Raw genomic sequence first — 17655 nt, 5'->3', positions numbered from 1 at the left:
ACTAAGAATATACAATCATCTGCCGAAGCTTCTGAAGCGTATATTCTCCGTTCGACTTGCATGTGTTAGGCACGCCGCCAGCGTTCATCCTGAGCCAGGATCGAACTCTCACGTTTAAAAGTTTGATCAGGCTAGAACTAAGCTTGGCTTTTGTTCTGTCCGTTATTTACTAAATCTTTGTTCTGAATAAATTCTCTTGGAATTTTTCAGGGTTGCATTACTGTTTATTTGTCAAGGTGCTTTGTTGTTGTGCTCTTCAGCAGCAACTCATTTAGTATATCGCAGCTTCAGATGTTTGTCAACAACTTTTTTAAATTATTTTTTCGACTTTCTGAAGTGTTCAGTTGTCGAAAATCCGCTTATTTACTGAGGTTGTCCCCTCCGCAGCGGGTAAGACAAAGTATAGCACTACTCATTTTACAATGCAACACTTTTTTTAATTATTTATAAAACTTTTAGTAAAAGCCTCATAAATAGTGGTGTAGAGCTGCATCAGAACCACTATTGTACTGGAGATTATCTCAAGATCGGTCACATATTCTATTAAATATATGATGGCTGCAGCTTCTACTGCGCCGAGAACTGCACCAAGGAATCTGTCCATTGCTCCAAATATTGGCACGTTCCTCATCTTTTTAAAAGCATCTCCTATAGCAGTCATGATCTTATAAACCAAAAACGCTACCAGCAAGTAACCTATCTTTGGAATTATCACTCCGTAATTCTGATTAAGTACACTTCCCGCGATATTAGTCACATAGTAAACAGACGCAAATGCCGCTAAAACAGCAATAAGGCCTGCAGCTTCCGCAAACAGGCCATTATTTTTACCATATGATATTCTCCAAAGAAACAGGCAGACAACAACTATTGTCAAAACCACTTGTGAAATATCAAAATTCATATTAAATCCTTACTTTAAAGTATAAGTATCAACACTATCCGCTGTCACAAGTATAAACTTGTTTCTTAGATTTGTTGGTACCAGTGTTCTTACAGGTTCTTCAAAAACACCTGCAAACTTGTCATGTCCGTTCATATCCTTAATAACGCACTCATCCTCGTTGTAAATGATGATCTGCTTATTGCTAAATATGATCTCCGAATAATCAATATCAAAGTATGAGGTAAGCGCCAGCTCTCCTGATGTGTTATACACCTGAAGTCTATAGGTTCCTTCTTCTGTGCTGTTAGAGAAAACAAGTCCAACATATGAATCGTTAAAATACACAGATCGTACCTGTTCGCTTCCTGTAAAGCTCTCACTGAGACTAACAGGCTTTTCTTCTCCGGAATAGAACATTATCCTGTCATCCGAAACAGCAAATGCAGATGAGGAATTCATGAACTGCACATAAGGAACAACAACTCCGGGATAGTCATAACCGCTTGCATAGTTATCAATTGAGTTCTGGCCTACCGAACCAAAGTTAAAAAACGCCACGCTTGTTTTAACTGTGCCATCTTCAGGATATATATAAGAAACGCAGACAAGTTCTCCGTTTGGAGATATGCTAACGCTTATAGGATATCCACTGTCTTTCATGGTGGTCTTAAAGTTAGCTATGGCATTACCTTTAGAATCATACAGATATATCCACGTAACATCTGTTCCATCAAGCACTACTGCCACGATACCCTGGGCTGATACACAAAAATCCCTGATAGGGAGATTGGTATCAATCTCGCCCATTGCACCGCCAGAGCTGTTCACATAGATATTATGTCCGTTATAGTCTCCTACCGCCACGATATTCTGGCATGTATGAGCTATTGGGTTCTGCATCTCATAGGTCTGATTCCAAAGGACTTTGCCGCTTTCGTCCATACAACTGATACCATCTTTACTGTACTGGACTATGTTTCCGCCAAGGCCTATAACTTTGGCATCAGCGCCATTTGTTATGCCGGCTCCCTGCGAAACAGTAGCTTCAGAATACTCCTTATCTCTCCAGCTTATATATATTGCAGCCACCAGCAAAATAACAATTGCTGCAACACTTACTGTTCTGAAAAAGACCGCCAGTTTATGGTTTCTGATCTTTTCTTTATATGAAGTCTCCCTTGTAAAAGATGTTTTATCATCTTCGGTATTATTTATTTTTCCGGCATAAGCGTTAAAATCTCTTACTTCCGCCAAAGCATTTCTCCGTTAACTAATAGATTATTTAGCAAAACTGATACACAGTCTCTGTATCATATTCCTTCTCAGGACCAAATACAGGCTGAGGGAATGATGGCTGGTTTATAGAATCAGGATAGAACTGTGTTTCCAGGCAAAAACCGTTTCTAGGTACATATGTTGCACCATCTTTTGCATTATTGGCCTTAAGGAAATTACCAACATAGAGCTGGAATCCTGGAAGTGTTGTAAAGCACCTCATAGTAATTCCTGTATCCGGAGAAGAAGCTACTGCAAACTCTTTGAGAGTGCCATCTGCTCCGTCCACTACAAAGTTGTGGTCATATCCGCCTACAAATTTAAGCTGTGCATCATCAGCGTTTACATCTCTGCCGATTGTTTTGCCTTCTGTAAAATCAAATGGTGTTCCCTTTACTGAAGCAATATCGCCTGTAGGAATTGCTGCTGAATCGATTACAGGTGTGTACTCGACAGCATTAAGTTTAAGTGTATGTTCAAGAATACTTCCTGAGTTATGTCCACCAAGGTTAAAGTATGAATGGTTTGTCATATTTATAAGTGTCTTTGCATCACTTGTAGCATGGTAATGAAGAGACAGCTCATTGGCTTTTGATAAAGAAACATTAAGAGTAAATACTCTGTTTCCTGAAAATCCCATATCGCCATCTGAAGACTCTAAAGTAAATTTAACTGAATTATCACTTTCTTCGCCCTTCCATACGCGCTTATGGAATCCCTTCTCCATATCTGTATGAAGATTGTTTGGTCCGTCATTAACAGGAAGATTGAACTCTCTTCCTTCTATACTATATTTTGCATTTGCTATTCTGTTAGCTGTTGGTCCGACTGTAGCTCCAAGGAAACAGTCATTTACAAAATAGCCCTCAAGATCTGCATATCCTAAGGCAACATCTACTTTATTGCCATTCTTATCAGGAACTATAATGTTTCTGATTATGCAGCCATAATCAAGCACAACAACTTCCATATTGTCGTTGCTGATATGATATGCGTGTACCTGCTCTCCGCTAGGTGCATTTCCAACAAGTTCTTTTCTTACTCCCATGATTCTCCTCCATTTTAAGTGCGATTATAGTTCTGTTCTTCCCTCAAGCGCTCTTAAAAGTGTAACTTCATCAATATATTCAAGATCACCGCCAACCGGAACACCACTGGCAATCCTCGTAACCTTTATCCCCGTAGGTTTAACGAGTTTGCTTATATACATAGCAGTTGTTTCGCCTTCAAGGCTGGAATTGGTAGCAACGATAACTTCCTCTACATCTTCTGTCTGAAGTCTCTGCATTAGCTCCGTGAGACGTATGTCACCAGGGCCAATTCCCAGCATCGGTGAAATTGCTCCATGTAAAACATGATATACCCCTTCAAACTTTCCAGTCTTCTCATATGCTGCCAGATCTCTCGCATTTTCCACAACCATGATGGTCTTGTGGTCTCTGTTTGGATTGTTGCATATCGGGCAGATGTCATCATCTGTCAGGGTACAGCAAACTTTACAATAATGCACATTTTCACGGGCATTTGTTATTGAGTCTGCCAGCTTCTTAACCCTGTCTTTTGGAAGATTGATAATATAGAAAGCAAGCCTTTGTGCAGACTTGCCCCCTATTCCGGGCAATGAAGCCAGTTCGTCGATCAGTCGGTTAATATGTCCGCTGTATAGATCCATTAGAAAGGAAATCCTCCGCCAAGGCCACCTGTCATCTTGCCAAGCATAGCTCCACTTGCTTCTTCAGCCTGCTTCATAGCTTCGTTGACAGCTGCTACGATCATATCCTGAAGCATCTCTACATCATCAGGATCAACTGCATCAGGTGAGATAACGATGCTCTTTACTGTTTTGTTGCCAAATACAGTTGCCTCAACTGCACCGCCACCGGCTTTTGCTGTGAACTCTTTTGTCTCAAGTTCTTTCTGGCTTTCCTCCATCTGGCGCTGCATTCTCTGCGCCTGTTTCATAAGATTGCTCATGTTACCGGGCATTCCGCCGCCCGGAAATCCTCCGCGTTTTGCCATTTGTTAATTCTCCTTTTCTTCATCCTCAGTAACTATATCAAAGTTTATAGCCTGCAGATTTACATAGTTTTCTTCAAATACAACCTGTGGCTCTATGAATCTGGTCTCAAATTCAACGTGTTTCCCAAGAGCCTGATCAAGCACATCCTGCAATTCCTCAGATGATGTACCATTTGAATATTTATCTGATAACTGCTTATTGTCAAAGACAATCTGCAGAATATCGTTGTTGCCAAGACTTAACCTTGCTTTCTGAAGGTAAGTCTTCATAGGGTTTTCCATTCTGGCAAGTATCCTTGGCCAGTCATTTACAAGTCTTTTTATATCTTCAGGAACTGCCCTGTCCAGGGTTTTCTTTTGTCCCTGGGGAACAGGTTTTCCAGCCGGAACTGCTGACGCGCCGGCCACAACAGCTACCTGACCTGACTGAATTCCTCTTAAAAGCTTGGTGTTCTCCTCATCGTGCTGCTCCAAAACTCTTAATCTGTCCTCAAGAGCATCTTCAGCTTTGTCCATCTGAGGTTTACACATTTTTATCAATGTTATTTCTATTAATATACGTTTTTGTGTTGCATATCTAAGCTGTGATGACAGCTCGGAAAAAATCCTGATATATCTGAGGATCGTATCTGTATCCGCGCCTTCAGCCTGCTCTTTTAGCGCTTTCAGATTATCGGAAGAGATGTCGATAACATCCTCCATCTGATCTGATGCCTGAACAAGCATGAGGTTTCTTAGATACCAGACAAAATCATTTACAAACTGATTTAATTCTCTGCCCTGTATAACTATGTCCGCCAGAATAGTAAGTGCCTCATTGGCATCCTGTCTATAGAGGGCATTAAAAAGTCTACTGAAAACTTCCGTATCAACAGCGCCAAGGACGCCGAGCACTTTGTCGTATGTAAGCTCCTGCCCATAGTTAAAGGCAAGGCACTGATCCAGGAGACTAAGCGAATCTCTCATGGAACCATCAGCAGTTTTGGCAATGTATCTAAGGGCTCGCTCCTCCACTGTGATACCTTCAGAATCCACAACTTCACGGAGCCTTCCCTCTATGGTATCGATGGTGATTCTGTGGAAGTCATATCTCTGACATCTGGACAAAATAGTGATAGGAATCTTTTGAACTTCTGTTGTAGCCAGAATGAACATAACATATGACGGCGGTTCCTCAAGTGTTTTGAGCAGGGCATTAAAAGCGCCTGCTGAAAGCATGTGCACCTCGTCGATGATATAGACTTTTCTTTTACCCTTTGTTGGGGAGTAGGAAACCTCGTCGATGATCTCTCTGACGTTATCAACACCATTGTTGGAAGCAGCATCTATCTCTATAACATTCATGCTGTTTCCTGCTGCAATCTCCCTGCACATCTCACATTCACCACAGGGGCTTCCGTCAACCGGATGTTCACAGTTGACTGCCTTGGCAAGAATCTTCGCAACAGAAGTCTTACCTGTTCCGCGAGTTCCGCAGAACAGGTAAGCATGTCCAACTCTGTCAGATTTGATCTGATTCTTTAGTGTTGTAACTATATGATCCTGTCCTTTTACATCTTCAAAGACAGGAGGTCTGAATTTTCTGTAAAGAGCTACATAACCCATTTAAAATAACTTCCACCTATAGCAAAACTTTTATAACAATTTAATCCCCAAAGCAGACACCAAGCATCTTGGCCTCTTTTATGATGCTGGCATCCGGTGATACATATTTAAGCTTTCCTGCTATTTCAGAAAGAGGAACCTTAACGATCTCTCTATTCTTGTAAGCTACCATATAGCCATATTCTTTATTGAGAATAAGCTGACCAGCCTCTGCGCCAAGTCTTGAAGCAAATACGCGGTCATATGGATCAGGAGCGCCGCCCCTCTGCATGTGGCCGGGAACAGTTACTCTTACTTCATGTCCGCTCTTTTTCTGGATAGCTTCTGCAATTTCGTAGGAAACTGAAGGGTACTTGTAGTTTGCCATTTTTTCCTTGTACTCTTTTTTGGAAAGCTTGGCATCCTTCTTGGAGATTGCGCCTTCAGCAACCGCTATGATAGTAAATCTGCTGCCTCTCTTATCTCTTGCTTCGATAGCCTCGCAGATCTTGCCAATATCGTAAGGGATCTCAGGTATCAGGATAACATCAGCTCCTCCTGCAAGTCCTGCATTGAGGGTGAGCCATCCAACCTTGTGTCCCATAACTTCTATGATAAATACACGGCCGTGAGAATCTGCTGTGGTATGTATGTTATCAATAACCTGTGTTGCAACGTCAACAGCACTCTGGAAGCCAAAAGTCATATCAGTTCCCCAAAGATCATTGTCGATAGTCTTTGGAAGAGATACCACATTCAGTCCCTCTTCACTCAGGAGGTTGGCTGTTTTCTGAGAACCATTGCCGCCCAACACCACAAGGCAGTCAAGCTGCAGTTTGTAGTAGTTCTGTTTCATGGCCTCAACTTTATCAAGACCGTTCTCATCAGGTTCTCTGATGGTCTTAAAAGGTGTTCTGGAACTACCTAAAATAGTGCCACCCTTAGTCAGAATACCTGAAAAATCATGGGAAGTAAGCATTCTAAAATCGCCGTAAATCAGGCCTTTATAGCCATTCTTAAAACCGTAAAACTCAACTTCCTCACCACTGTGCGCAATACACTTTACAACGCCGCGCATTGCTGCATTCAAAGCCTGACAGTCGCCACCGCTTGTCAACATACCGATTCTCATCATGTGAATAGGCCTCCTTTGAATAAATATGCTAAATTGCTATTTGTAATCGCACATATCAATGACAATTATACAAAAAAATGTAGTTAATGCCAAGTAATACGCGCGCCAGCTCCCATGCTATTTTCTAGTACTTTCTTCATCATCACGCTCATAAAATGTCACCGCAGAACCCGGAATCTTTTTACTCTCATAAGCGCAATTATCAGCTCTTTTGTATAACTCACCAAAAGAATACGAGTCAGTCGGGTAATAGATGGCAGCACCAACACTGATATCTATCTGCCTTCCCTGAAGTTTCTCAATGTCCATGTCATGTATGCTGTCTATAAGACGTTTCATGATAAGTTCGCCATCTTCTTTGCTGAAAACGCCTGGCATGTAAGCTGCGTACTCATCACCACCAAGTCTCATAACGATGTCTTTTTCCCTGAACAGGCGTTTCATCCTCTCAGCTATTCCGACAAGTACTTCATCTCCAACGTCGTGGCCAAAATTATCATTTACAAGCTTGAACTTATCTACGTCAAACAAGAAGAACATTCCACCGACATTTTTCTGCAAAAGGTCCCGGATCTTTCCTTCACCGCTTCCTCTGTTATTGATTCCGGTAAGCTGATCTGTTTCAGCAAGATACTGGTACTTATCTCTGATACGCTTTTCTTCATCGATTGTCTCAGTCGCAAATATTACACTGGTGACTTTCTCGTCCTGATCCCTTTCCGCCACAATGAACCTGCCACGATACCAGATATGATCATAGTTTAGAAATTCTAATGTAAGGGTCTGTTTGCCTGTCAGTCTATCATTCAATGACGAAAAATCCATAAACTCCTTCATCATCTCATATGATCTGTCTGCTACAAATTTACCCGTAAATTCCGCAACAGTTTCACGTGCGTGATGGCGTCCTTCCTCAAGACTACTGGCAATGCTATAGTCCCTGCAAAAGATTATTTCAAGTTCGTCCTTATCCAGATCAATTCTTACAATTGTCCCGTAAATGTTCGCCACAGCGTTAAGGTCTCTGGCGTTGATAAAGGATTCATGGTCCTTATGGTACTTCCTTTGATTTAGGACAAAAGAGATAACAAGTGCCAAAAACAGTACTGCTCCCAGCAGTGATGCTGTCTTTTTCAGTTCATCCATTTCAGCATTGGCATCTGTTATAGTAAGGACATTGAGATTATACAGTAGATGCCTTTGAGATACGATAAAGTCGTCATCGTTCCACCCATCACTCCTAAGCTGATATGTACTCTTTCCGCGATTATTTCTCCACGCCTTGTAAATTTCCCGTTGACACAGATCTTCTGACGTGGCGTAATCAACTCCCATTTCATCATCTCTGGAATTACAGATAACGACACCCGAATCGTCCATTATTAGGACCGTACGCGTCTCATCTTTCCCAATAAGCTTTGTTGTCATATCCTTAAAGGTAGCGTAATCAATAGCATAAGCAATAACGCTCTCCCCATCGTCCAGGAGCTTACTTACTGTAACCACGTAATCCTGAGTCCTAAGGTTATAATATGGGCCAACAAATACATATCTTCCTGCATTTTTGACTGCCTCGGTATACCATAAACGCCCGGTTGCATCGTAAGAACTATCCGGGTTCCAATTAACACCATCCAAAAATCTTCCATTAAATACTCCAAAGACACCTCTTGATCCTGTTTTTGTGGTTATTCCAAGGTTTTCAGATTCATATACAAGATAATCCCTGATTTCTTCCTCTGAAGCGCCTTTAGCCATCATGTATTCTGCCGAAGATGCGCAGGACTTAAGGGTATTATCGATATTACCCAAATATGTCAAAAAAGAGTCCGCTATATAACTGGTGGTTTTAGCACCTCTATACTCAATATTCTTCAGATATAGGTTTTCATAATTTGAATAAACCCAAAAGAAAGCCACTAGTATTACTACCGGCCAAAAGAAAAATGGGATTATTCTTATTATCTTTTTCTTGTTTAGCATAGACCCCCTTTTATAAAACGCACTTTTACACATACATTTTATAATGTTTTTACGCATACTTCTATAACAAAACACTAATAAAAATCGAAACAAAATATAAACCAATCCATTGACGCTAGTTTGCTAAAAAAGTATAATAAAAACCGCTGCAGATATTATGCAGCGGTCATATACGGAGTTGTACCCAAGTGGTTGAAGGGTCCGGATTCGAAATCCGGTAGGTCGGCTCGTCCGGCGCAGGGGTTCAAATCCCCTCAACTCCGCTTATATATTCAGTTCTTTTGGTGAGTATTATTCTTAGATACTATTTAGAGAGATCACCATCTCAGCAGCTTCAAGCATTGTCGTTCCCGAATTCATCGCACATTTCTGCAAATACTTATGTGCCTCAGGCTCAGTCATATGATGTCTTTCCATCAGTAGCTCTTTTGCCTTGGAGATAGTCTTTTTATCAGCTTCACTTTTATTCAGTCTTTTTTGCTTTGCTCTTTTACGGGAAAGAGTTACTCCCTCAATCATCATATTTATCGTAGAATAGAGATCTGCCTTGGAGAAAGGTGATGGCAAAAACATTAGTTTTTCTCCAAAATTGTCAAAGGGCGCTTTATCAGCAGACGCAACCATGAGCATCTGAAAATACCCGGGAAGGTCCTCTGCGAGGTCTGAATAGAGCATGTCACTTAAGCGGTAGCCACATACTATGACTCCGCTTCCCAGATCCTCCATGACTGAAAGCGCCTTTACACCAGTGGTGCAGGCAATGACATTGTCATATCCGCCACGCAGCAATATGCTTTTTATGTTCTGAGCATCCTCAGGCTTTGCAAAAGCTACGATAATATTCACCCAAACTGCCTCGATCAGAAATTATTGAGATACTTATCAATTTCCCATTTTGTTACACAGGTTCTGAATTCCTTCCACTCTGCCTTCTTGGCTGTGAGCACCTTGTTGTAGATCTCATCTCCAAGAACTCCTTTTACAAAAGAGTCTGACTGATATGCATAAATTGCTTCTCCAAGTGTCAGAGGGAGGACATCGAGCTCTTTTTCTGCTCCGCCATTTCTTGTGGAAACAGCTTCAGGTGGTGTCATTTTCTTTTCAATACCATCAAGACCTGCTGCCAGCAAAAGAGCTATGGCAAGATATGGGTTACAGGTTGCGTCGGGATTTCTTACTTCAACCTGAGGATTTAGGTCAAGATCACTTGATATGCGTATAAGTGCGCTTCTGTTTGCCGAATTTGAAGACCAGGATATATCAACAGGCGCATCATACCCGGGCACTAATCTCTTATAGGAATTTACAATAGGGTTAGTTATGAGAGTCATTCCCTTTACATGATAGAGAATACCTGCAACAAACTGTTTTGCAGTCTCGGACAAGGCTCCGCTTTCATCTGCAAAGATGTTCTTTCCATCTTTATCCTCTGCAATAAAGCTCATGTGCATTCCGGAGCCACTTATGCCTTCCACAGGCTTTGGCATAAATGTGGCATAGAGGCCATGCTTTTTGGCAATAGTCTTAACCGCCATTCTGAAAGTCATGACCATATCAGCCGCCCTTACAGCTTCTTCTCCGCCAAACTGGATCTCGTGCTGAGCAGGAGCAATCTCGTGATGTGAAGATGAAATATTAAAGCCCATCTCTTCAAGGTTAAGGATGATCTCTCTTCTGACATTCTCGCCCTGGTCGAGAGGCGCAACATCAAAATATCCGGCCCTTTCCTTGGTGCATGTAGTAGGCTGGCCGTTGTCGTCGTAATCAAATAAAAAGAACTCCGGAAGCGGATTTACCTTTATGTTAAGTCCCATTCCATTAGCCTTTTCAACTACCTGTTTTAAAACGTGCCTTGGATCACCTGAAAAAGGCTTGTTATCTGCAGTGTAGACGTTGCAGAACATACGGGCCACCTTTCCTGCCTGTGGTCTCCAAGGATATATCTCAAAGCTATCAAGATCAGGATAAAGATACATATCGCTCTCTTCATTTCTGACAAATCCCTCAACAGAAATTCCATCAAAGGCATACTTGTTATCAAGAGCCTTTTCAAGTCCGCTTGAAGGAATCGCTATATTCTTGGGAACTCCGAAAAGATCGCAGAACTGGAGCCTTATAAAAGCTACATCCTCTTCATCAACAATACGTATGATATCCTCTCTGGTATACTTGCTCATTTTTCCCTCCTAACAAAAATGGCGCACAAAACAAACGATTACTCAGATCATTGTTTTGGCGCCCTTGCCACTATGGTTATTATCATATTTTCTTTTTCAGGCAGTGTCAACGAATATTTTAGAAACTATACTTCAAAACAAGTTCGCTGATAACCCTGTAGGTTCCTCTTGGAACCGAAAACTCTGTTCCATCTTCCATAACAAGTGAAGCCTTGGTTATTCTCAGGACTTTTTTAAGGTTTATCATTACGTTTTTACCCAAAAGATAAAAATACGGAACATCACCAAGGTCATCCACAAGCATTTGCATTGTGCTCCTTACAAGATAGCTCTTTTTCTCAGTCAGGATTCTCTTGTAGTGGTCCTCCGACTGAATGTAAAGGATCTCGTCCACGGGAACTCTGCTCACTTCGCCGCTATCCCTCACTGTAAGGAACTTCACTTCCTCTTCCACACAGACCCTGTCCATTGCTGAAAAGAATTCCTCCTCAAGGATAGGTTTTTCCAGATAATGCACTGCGCGGATCCTGAACGCCTCTTTGTAGAAGGCATTGGAAGTAGTCATAAATATGATATGACCGCTATTGTCACGTTTCCTTATGGTATCAGCAATTTCTATGCCATTCATCTTATCTATATATATATCCAAAAGATAAATGTCATAGCTCTCTTTTTCCATTGCCCCCAAAAGCTCTATGGATGAGTTAAAAATATCAAGCTTAAATTCCAGCCCTGACTTTGATCTTTTGTATTTTTCCAAAAGTCTGGCCGCCTCAGCAGCAGAGCTTTTTTCATCATCACATATTGCGACTCTGTACATTGCATCCCCCAATTATGTTCGTTTACGTTTTATCATGCATCGTACTCAGCGGATTCAACCACTTTTCCTGACTCCTGCTCTACTTTGCTGAAAATAACTTTCTTTGCTGCCTCATCATACTCTTTTTTGTATATATATCTGATTCCCTCTTCCACAACCTCACGGTCACCATACCACATAGGGCATTTAGAAACCAGCGGATCTGTACTTTGAGCCTCAAGCATGGCATTTGCAGCCTTTTCAGATATATTATAGGCATCATCATAAGTGTACTCAAAGTCTGCATAATCGCCGATCTCTGCGTTTTCTCTTCCGATGCTCTCAACATACTCTTCAGCGTAGCCTCGCTCCATCTTTTCAAGCTCGCTCATATCATCTTCTTCAATTGATATACATCTTGCCCACAGATCCTCAGGGAACATCTTCTTGATAGAAGGAACAAAGTCGCTTCCGTCTTCAGCCTCTTCATAACTCACGATAGTGTATTCCTTGGAATCATTCAAGACAAACGTGATAACTGTCGGAATAGCCCCGCTTCCTGCGCATTTAACAAAGTTTCCGTTTTGGAACTCATATTCACCATACATTGAAAGAACGTAGGCTTTAACCTGAGGCCCCTCTTCTTCACTGCTCATAAGGATATGGCCTTCTGCAGCAAGCTCGCCTTCGTAATAAACACCGGCATTGGACTTAAATATTGCTGATGAAATAGCATCGTCGAGAGCTGTTGGATTATCAAGGTCAACTTTGTTATAAGAAAGAGCTGAAAGCGCCTTTAATTCAAAGTCGTCGTATACACCCTCGCTACCCATAGACGGAACCACGGTTGCAATAAATGTAGGCATGTTGTCGTAGCTGATATCATCGTTTCCTGAAACTTTAATACCAGGAGTAACCTTCACCATCAGGTCATTACCTGAGTTTAAATAGTAGCTGATGTGATCACCAAGACAGATGTTTGTAACATTTCCCGGATTCTCAATACTGTAGAGCTTATTTCCGTCATAGTTAAAAGAGATAGTGCTGTCATCTGACTCTACAGAAAGCATTTCAAGAAGCTTATTCTGAACAAGAACAGGATCAACAACATAAATTATCTCAGCACCTGCTGAATCAATTGTAAAGAGATACGGAATCTCTGCATACACGCCATTTTCTGAAATAGCTTCGCCCACAAGCCACATTGTATTTTCATCAAAATCAGCATTTACCGCCGGGCATCTCCCATGTCTTACTTCAGGGAAAACTGTTTTAGTCTTACCAGATCCTGTAACGATCACTGTTCCATAGTCGTTATAGTCCTTGTTGCCCTCTCCGACACTGAGAAGATCCCACACGCTTACTTCCATGCTAAGGTCCCCGTAAACTCTCTGGAATCTGCTGTCACCAGGCAGATCTTCTATTGCCTCATCGTCAAGGATCTGAGCCATTTCACCAAAATCCTCATCTGAAATATGATCTACAGCCCATCCAAAATCCAGGGTTCCGGTAAGTTCAATAGAAGCTTTTGCAGTTTCTTCAGGCTCTGCAATGCTCTCCTCTTGTGATGAAGCATCAGTTGCACCATCTGTGTTCTCCTGCCTGCCGCAGCCAACAGCCAAAGATGATACTAAAGCTAAACTTATAAGTAATGCCAAAAATTTCTTTTTCATAATTCCCCTCTTTTCATAAACAATTAGACATCATTTCCACATGTCAGACAAAAAGTACATCATTGCTGCCCATGTATAAACTGAATAAAAATGTCCGTTATCATCAACTCCGTCTTTTAAGAGTTTACGCGCCTTTTCTTTTGTGACAAAAACAAATCCGTCAAAACATTCCTGTCCCAATGCTCCGTCCTGAGTCATTTTAGATAAGTCAGGGTCGCGCAAAACTACAGAAACAAGACCGTTACTTTCATCTGTCATTCCGGGAGTACTGAAAACAAGCGGGTTCACAACTGACATTTTGTCTATGCCACCTCTGACTGTGATTCCTGTCTCTTCAAATATCTCTCTTTTAGCTGTTTCAAGAAGCGGATTCTCTTTTGCCTTATCTTCAGGATCAACCAGTCCTGCCGGCACTCCTAAAAGAAATCTTCCGGTCGGATACCTGTATTCATAGGATAAAAGAAGCTCCGGCTCTTTTCCCTCTTTCTCAATTATTACAAAGCAGCTTACCGCATCAGGGATCATTTTTTTAAATTCTTCCTCAGTCATGGAAGCTGCAAGCTCTTCAATAGGTCTTCTGGAAGCATCGAAATAATGCTTTCCCTCTTCATAATGAAGGTCGTACAGTCTCAAAAACTTTTTGTCCAGTACTGTTTCTACCTGGTCTTTTTTAATGTTATATCCACTCATGGCAATTCTCTCTTTAATTTATTTTACGTAATAATGGCGGGCAATCCACTTGGAAAGGCCTTCAAGGCCCGGGTAAACAATACGCTCACTCATATTAAGCTGATCGAGCATATCTCTGACACGCCATCTTAATTTTTTATCAATAATATATTTGACTGTATCTTCTGTGTTGTCCGAAAGGAACTTCTCAATATCCTTGATTCCTGTTGGTACTACAGCGAAGAATGAATGCTGGTTTATTATCCTCTGATTCAGTGATGGGGGCTCGATTATTACCATTGAGGAATCGCCCATATCTGTATCATACTGTTTTAAGCTGTTTCCCGTCAGTTCTTTTAACATGTCCACAGTAAAGATGGTGGAATGCTTCCTGTTTACCGCGTACTTGTAAGGTTCAGGAAGGTGGTCAACAAGCTCTGACATATTGATCCTCCAGACCATGCAGTCATGCTTGTCCATTTCCTCAAGGTTTTCCTCTGTAGTTGCAAAGTTAAGTCCAACAAGGGCTGACTGAGTCCAGTCAAGAAGTCTTGTAGGAAGCCCGTAGTGCTGCCCGAGGATCATCTGTCTCCATACGGAATGGCCTATTGAAGGCTCATCATTTATGGCATATTTGGCAAAGTTTTCAAGTATTGCAGGCTCAAGCTGTTTTTGAAGGCCCTTACAGTTTCTGCTAAGGCTCGTGTACATCTTGAAGGATGAATCCGACATTCCACGATATACGTATGGACTTCTGTTCCTGTCAAGATCGGGCCTGTACTCCTGCTCTGTCAAAAGAGGCAACAGCTCTTCCAATGTATCTATATGTATCTCTTTTATCATCACATGTCCCTTTCAGTAATATCTCCAGTCAGAATAAGTATATCATAAAATGAAAAAACCCCACAGCATACGCTGTGGGGCATTACTTACTAAAGCAAAATTATTTAACTGTAACCTTTGTGATGTGTGGGTTAGCACCTTCGTACCAGTAAAGGAATCCTTCAACATCAACTACTGTGCCTGCTTCAAGACCACTTACAAGGTTGTAGAACTCTTCGTCGCTACCATTTAAGTAGTACTCAAGGCAGAAATCATAGTTAGCTCCATCCTTTGAAAGAGTAACATAGATGTCATCTCCAGGCTGCTCGTTCTTGAATGCAACAGACTCAACTGTCATATCCTTGAAAGATACAAGCTGGTTCTGAAGGTCAATGAGCTCATCCTTGCCAAGAAGATCTGTAGCATCCTTAGCTTCTGCTACAAAGTTACCTTCCTCGATCTCATATGTTGCATCAACGATCTCTACTTCACCAGACCACTCAGACTTAACACCAGTAACCTTGATCTTTGTTCCAGGTGTAAGCTTGTTGTAATCATCCTCTGAGCAAGCCATCTCGTAGATAAAGTAAGCGCCGTCCTGATCCTGTGTGTAGAATGTTGCCTTGTCTTCCCACCATGACTGCTTAGCCTGTACATAAGTCTCAACTACAACCTCTGTCTCAAGCTCTGCTGCTGCGAACTCAGCGTATGTCATAACGCCTTCTGACTTAGCATCATCTGCTACTGCCTCTGCTGCCTCTGATACTGCTTCTGCAGCTGCCTCTGATGCAGCTTCTGTTGCTGTCTCAACTGCCTCTGATACAGCCTCTGTTGCTGTCTCTGCAGTCTCTGTAGCTGCCTTGCTTCCACATCCTACGAATGAAAGAGCAAGACCCATTGTTAAAACTACTGCCAATGTCTTTTTCATAATATCCCTCCATTAAAAAAGTTATGAGACATCTACTATTGATGTCTAACAATACCAAACAAGGAAATTATACTAAATAATAAATAAAATACAAACACTTATTTGGTTTTATTCTTTAATTTATCTTTTAAGGCAAAAGTTCCTATAAGAACCCAGGCAATTACAAGGAGGCTTAAGAATGCCACCGATTCAGTTGGAAGTGGCCCGAGATCTTTTTTCTGGCCGCTATTTGCAGCGCCTGTGCTTCCCTGATCAAGATGATAAAGAGATTTCACTTCCTCATAGAGGTCATCAATGAATTTATCATCAACTGTTTTCTTTCTTCGAACCGCTTTGGTAACATTTTCTATAAGCTGTCCTGCCGCGTCTCTTACAGATGTGGAGCCATTAAACACCGGTGTGACAAAAGTGTTCTCAGTGTTGTTCATAAGGAGCTTCGCAGCATCTATTTTTACCTGATAATGCTCATTGTCATCAGTCCCGGCCTTGGCAATATAATCCTGATATTCAGGTGCATTCTGGGCCTTTAATGTGACAGGAACATAGCCTTCTGTCTCTGAGTAAGCAATCTGCACGTCATTAGTCAAAAGATATTGCGCAAAAAGCCACGAAGCAAGGACTTCCTGTGAGTCTGTCTTATTAAAGACACACACTGACGGTCCCTGTGAGATCATCCTGGGGTTTGACGGATCATACTGCGGAATGGTCATGACTTTTGTCTCAAAATCCACAAGCTTGTCTTCTGCAATATCAACAAGTGGCGCATCGCTTCCCATCCAGGTTGCACCTGCTGTTGAGTCAATAGCAAATATGCACTGTCCTGCATTTAAGAAGTTCGCAGGATATCCTGAAATCTTAAATGTGGAAAAAGCGCCGTTCTTTGTGTGCTCTGCTACAGTTCTAAGGATTTCTCTTGTGCTGTCATTAAAAAGTAAAATGTTCCCATCAGCATCTGAATAATCTGCTCCAAGCTGCTTAAGGCTCTGGATCATCATATTGTCTGTTGACTTATAGATAAATGGGATCATTACCTGCTGCCCGTTTATCTTGAAGGTTCCATCTGCATTTTTTTCCATGGCTTTCTCTGAAACTTCCCACACAAAATCCCAGGTAAGCGTCTCAGGAAGCTCATATCCAAGGGCTTCTACATAAGTCTTATTCACATAGCAAGCCTCAGTAGATCTCATATAGGGAATTGCATAGTGTTGATCCCCGATCATGCACTCATCCAAAAACTCAGGCACGATCTCATCAGCTCTCACTGAATCAAACTTAACCTCACTTCCGCCAAGTCCATATTTCTCATCTGCAAATAAGCCATCAAGCGGCACCACCGTATTACTTCCGGTCATATATGTTGCAATATGATCAGGATATGTGATGCAGACATTCGGTGTTGTATTAGTGGATATATTAGTTATTACATCGTTATATATCTTGCCATAATCGGTATACAGCCTCATATTTACAGTGATATTTGGATATATCTTTTCAAAATCCTCAATTGCTTTGTTGTAGATTTCTGTCTGAGTCTTGTTTGTGTCATTTTTTGCCCAGAAAGTTATTTCTATATTTTTACTCTCGTCGAAGTTCTCAGGAATCTCAAACTCATTTCCACCTTTTGAACCATGACACCCCGTCAACAAAATCATTGATAATATAGTATAAATAACCGTTCTCACTCTTATAGTCATAGTAACGTCTC

Annotated in this window: 16 protein-coding genes and 1 tRNA gene; 1 reads left to right on the top strand and 16 read right to left on the bottom strand. The window is 41.5% G+C overall.

The window, feature by feature from the left end; genetic code table 11:
* Positions 1-436: 436 nt before the first annotated feature.
* From C4S54_RS14290 to C4S54_RS14255, 8 genes are all read right to left on the bottom strand, one after another.
* Entirely contained in the window at positions 437-904 is a 468-nt protein-coding gene (locus C4S54_RS14290; protein ID WP_103870115.1) for a CvpA family protein, read from the bottom strand.
* Positions 905-913: 9 nt separating this feature from the next.
* A complete protein-coding gene (locus C4S54_RS14285; RefSeq protein ID WP_103870114.1) occupies positions 914-2140 on the bottom strand; it encodes a DUF5711 family protein in 1227 nt (408 codons plus the stop codon).
* A 28-nt stretch (positions 2141-2168) separates the two neighbouring features.
* Positions 2169-3209, bottom strand: coding sequence for an aldose epimerase family protein (locus tag C4S54_RS14280; protein WP_103870113.1), 1041 nt, complete (start codon positions 3207-3209; stop codon positions 2169-2171).
* Positions 3210-3233: 24 nt separating this feature from the next.
* Positions 3234-3833, bottom strand: a complete 600-nt coding sequence (gene recR, locus C4S54_RS14275) for a recombination mediator RecR (RefSeq protein ID WP_022775781.1) — start codon at positions 3831-3833, stop codon at positions 3234-3236.
* Complete coding sequence (locus tag C4S54_RS14270; protein ID WP_022775780.1) at positions 3833-4180, bottom strand: YbaB/EbfC family nucleoid-associated protein; 348 nt, start codon at positions 4178-4180, stop codon at positions 3833-3835. The genes recR and C4S54_RS14270 overlap by 1 nt, the downstream gene beginning before the upstream one ends.
* 3 nt (positions 4181-4183) lie before the next feature.
* Complete coding sequence (gene dnaX, locus C4S54_RS14265; RefSeq protein ID WP_103870112.1) at positions 4184-5785, bottom strand: DNA polymerase III subunit gamma/tau; 1602 nt, start codon at positions 5783-5785, stop codon at positions 4184-4186.
* A gap of 40 nt (positions 5786-5825) precedes the next feature.
* Entirely contained in the window at positions 5826-6899 is a 1074-nt protein-coding gene (locus C4S54_RS14260; protein ID WP_103870111.1) for a 6-phosphofructokinase, read from the bottom strand.
* A gap of 117 nt (positions 6900-7016) precedes the next feature.
* Positions 7017-8882 carry a sensor domain-containing diguanylate cyclase gene (locus C4S54_RS14255; protein ID WP_160110777.1) on the bottom strand — a complete coding sequence of 622 codons (1866 nt, stop codon included), beginning with the start codon at positions 8880-8882 and terminating at the stop codon, positions 7017-7019.
* Positions 8883-9056: 174 nt separating this feature from the next.
* Here C4S54_RS14255 and C4S54_RS14250 point away from each other — a divergent pair.
* Positions 9057-9145, top strand: a tRNA-Ser gene (locus tag C4S54_RS14250).
* A gap of 34 nt (positions 9146-9179) precedes the next feature.
* On the opposite strand, the gene C4S54_RS14245 is transcribed toward C4S54_RS14250, so the two are convergent.
* From C4S54_RS14245 to C4S54_RS14210, 8 genes are all read right to left on the bottom strand, one after another.
* The gene (locus C4S54_RS14245) at positions 9180-9728 is read right to left on the bottom strand and encodes an ANTAR domain-containing response regulator (protein WP_103870109.1); all 549 of its coding nucleotides are present in this window, start codon (positions 9726-9728) and stop codon (positions 9180-9182) included.
* Between the two features lie 14 nt (positions 9729-9742).
* A complete protein-coding gene (gene glnA / locus C4S54_RS14240) occupies positions 9743-11059 on the bottom strand; it encodes a type I glutamate--ammonia ligase (RefSeq protein ID WP_103870108.1) in 1317 nt (438 codons plus the stop codon).
* A 118-nt stretch (positions 11060-11177) separates the two neighbouring features.
* Positions 11178-11879: a LytR/AlgR family response regulator transcription factor gene (locus tag C4S54_RS14235; protein WP_103870107.1), complete on the bottom strand. Its 702-nt coding sequence runs from the start codon at positions 11877-11879 to the stop codon at positions 11178-11180.
* 32 nt (positions 11880-11911) lie between these two features.
* Positions 11912-13531 (bottom strand): hypothetical protein, encoded by a 1620-nt coding sequence (locus C4S54_RS14230; RefSeq protein WP_103870106.1) that lies wholly within the window; start codon positions 13529-13531, stop codon positions 11912-11914.
* 30 nt (positions 13532-13561) lie between these two features.
* Positions 13562-14221 carry an NUDIX hydrolase gene (locus tag C4S54_RS14225; RefSeq protein ID WP_103870105.1) on the bottom strand — a complete coding sequence of 220 codons (660 nt, stop codon included), beginning with the start codon at positions 14219-14221 and terminating at the stop codon, positions 13562-13564.
* 18 nt (positions 14222-14239) lie between these two features.
* On the bottom strand, positions 14240-15043 hold the full coding sequence (locus C4S54_RS14220) for an FRG domain-containing protein (RefSeq protein ID WP_074891116.1): 804 nt from the start codon (positions 15041-15043) through the stop codon (positions 14240-14242).
* A 100-nt stretch (positions 15044-15143) separates the two neighbouring features.
* A complete protein-coding gene (locus C4S54_RS14215) occupies positions 15144-15950 on the bottom strand; it encodes a hypothetical protein (protein ID WP_103870104.1) in 807 nt (268 codons plus the stop codon).
* A 98-nt stretch (positions 15951-16048) separates the two neighbouring features.
* Positions 16049-17644, bottom strand: a complete 1596-nt coding sequence (locus C4S54_RS14210; protein WP_103870103.1) for an ABC transporter substrate-binding protein — start codon at positions 17642-17644, stop codon at positions 16049-16051.
* Positions 17645-17655: the final 11 nt, after the last annotated feature.

The sequence above is a fragment of the Butyrivibrio sp. Su6 genome, from assembly GCF_900108105.1.
Lineage (GTDB): Bacteria > Bacillota > Clostridia > Lachnospirales > Lachnospiraceae > Butyrivibrio.
This window is presented reverse-complemented; position numbering and strand designations above follow the sequence as displayed.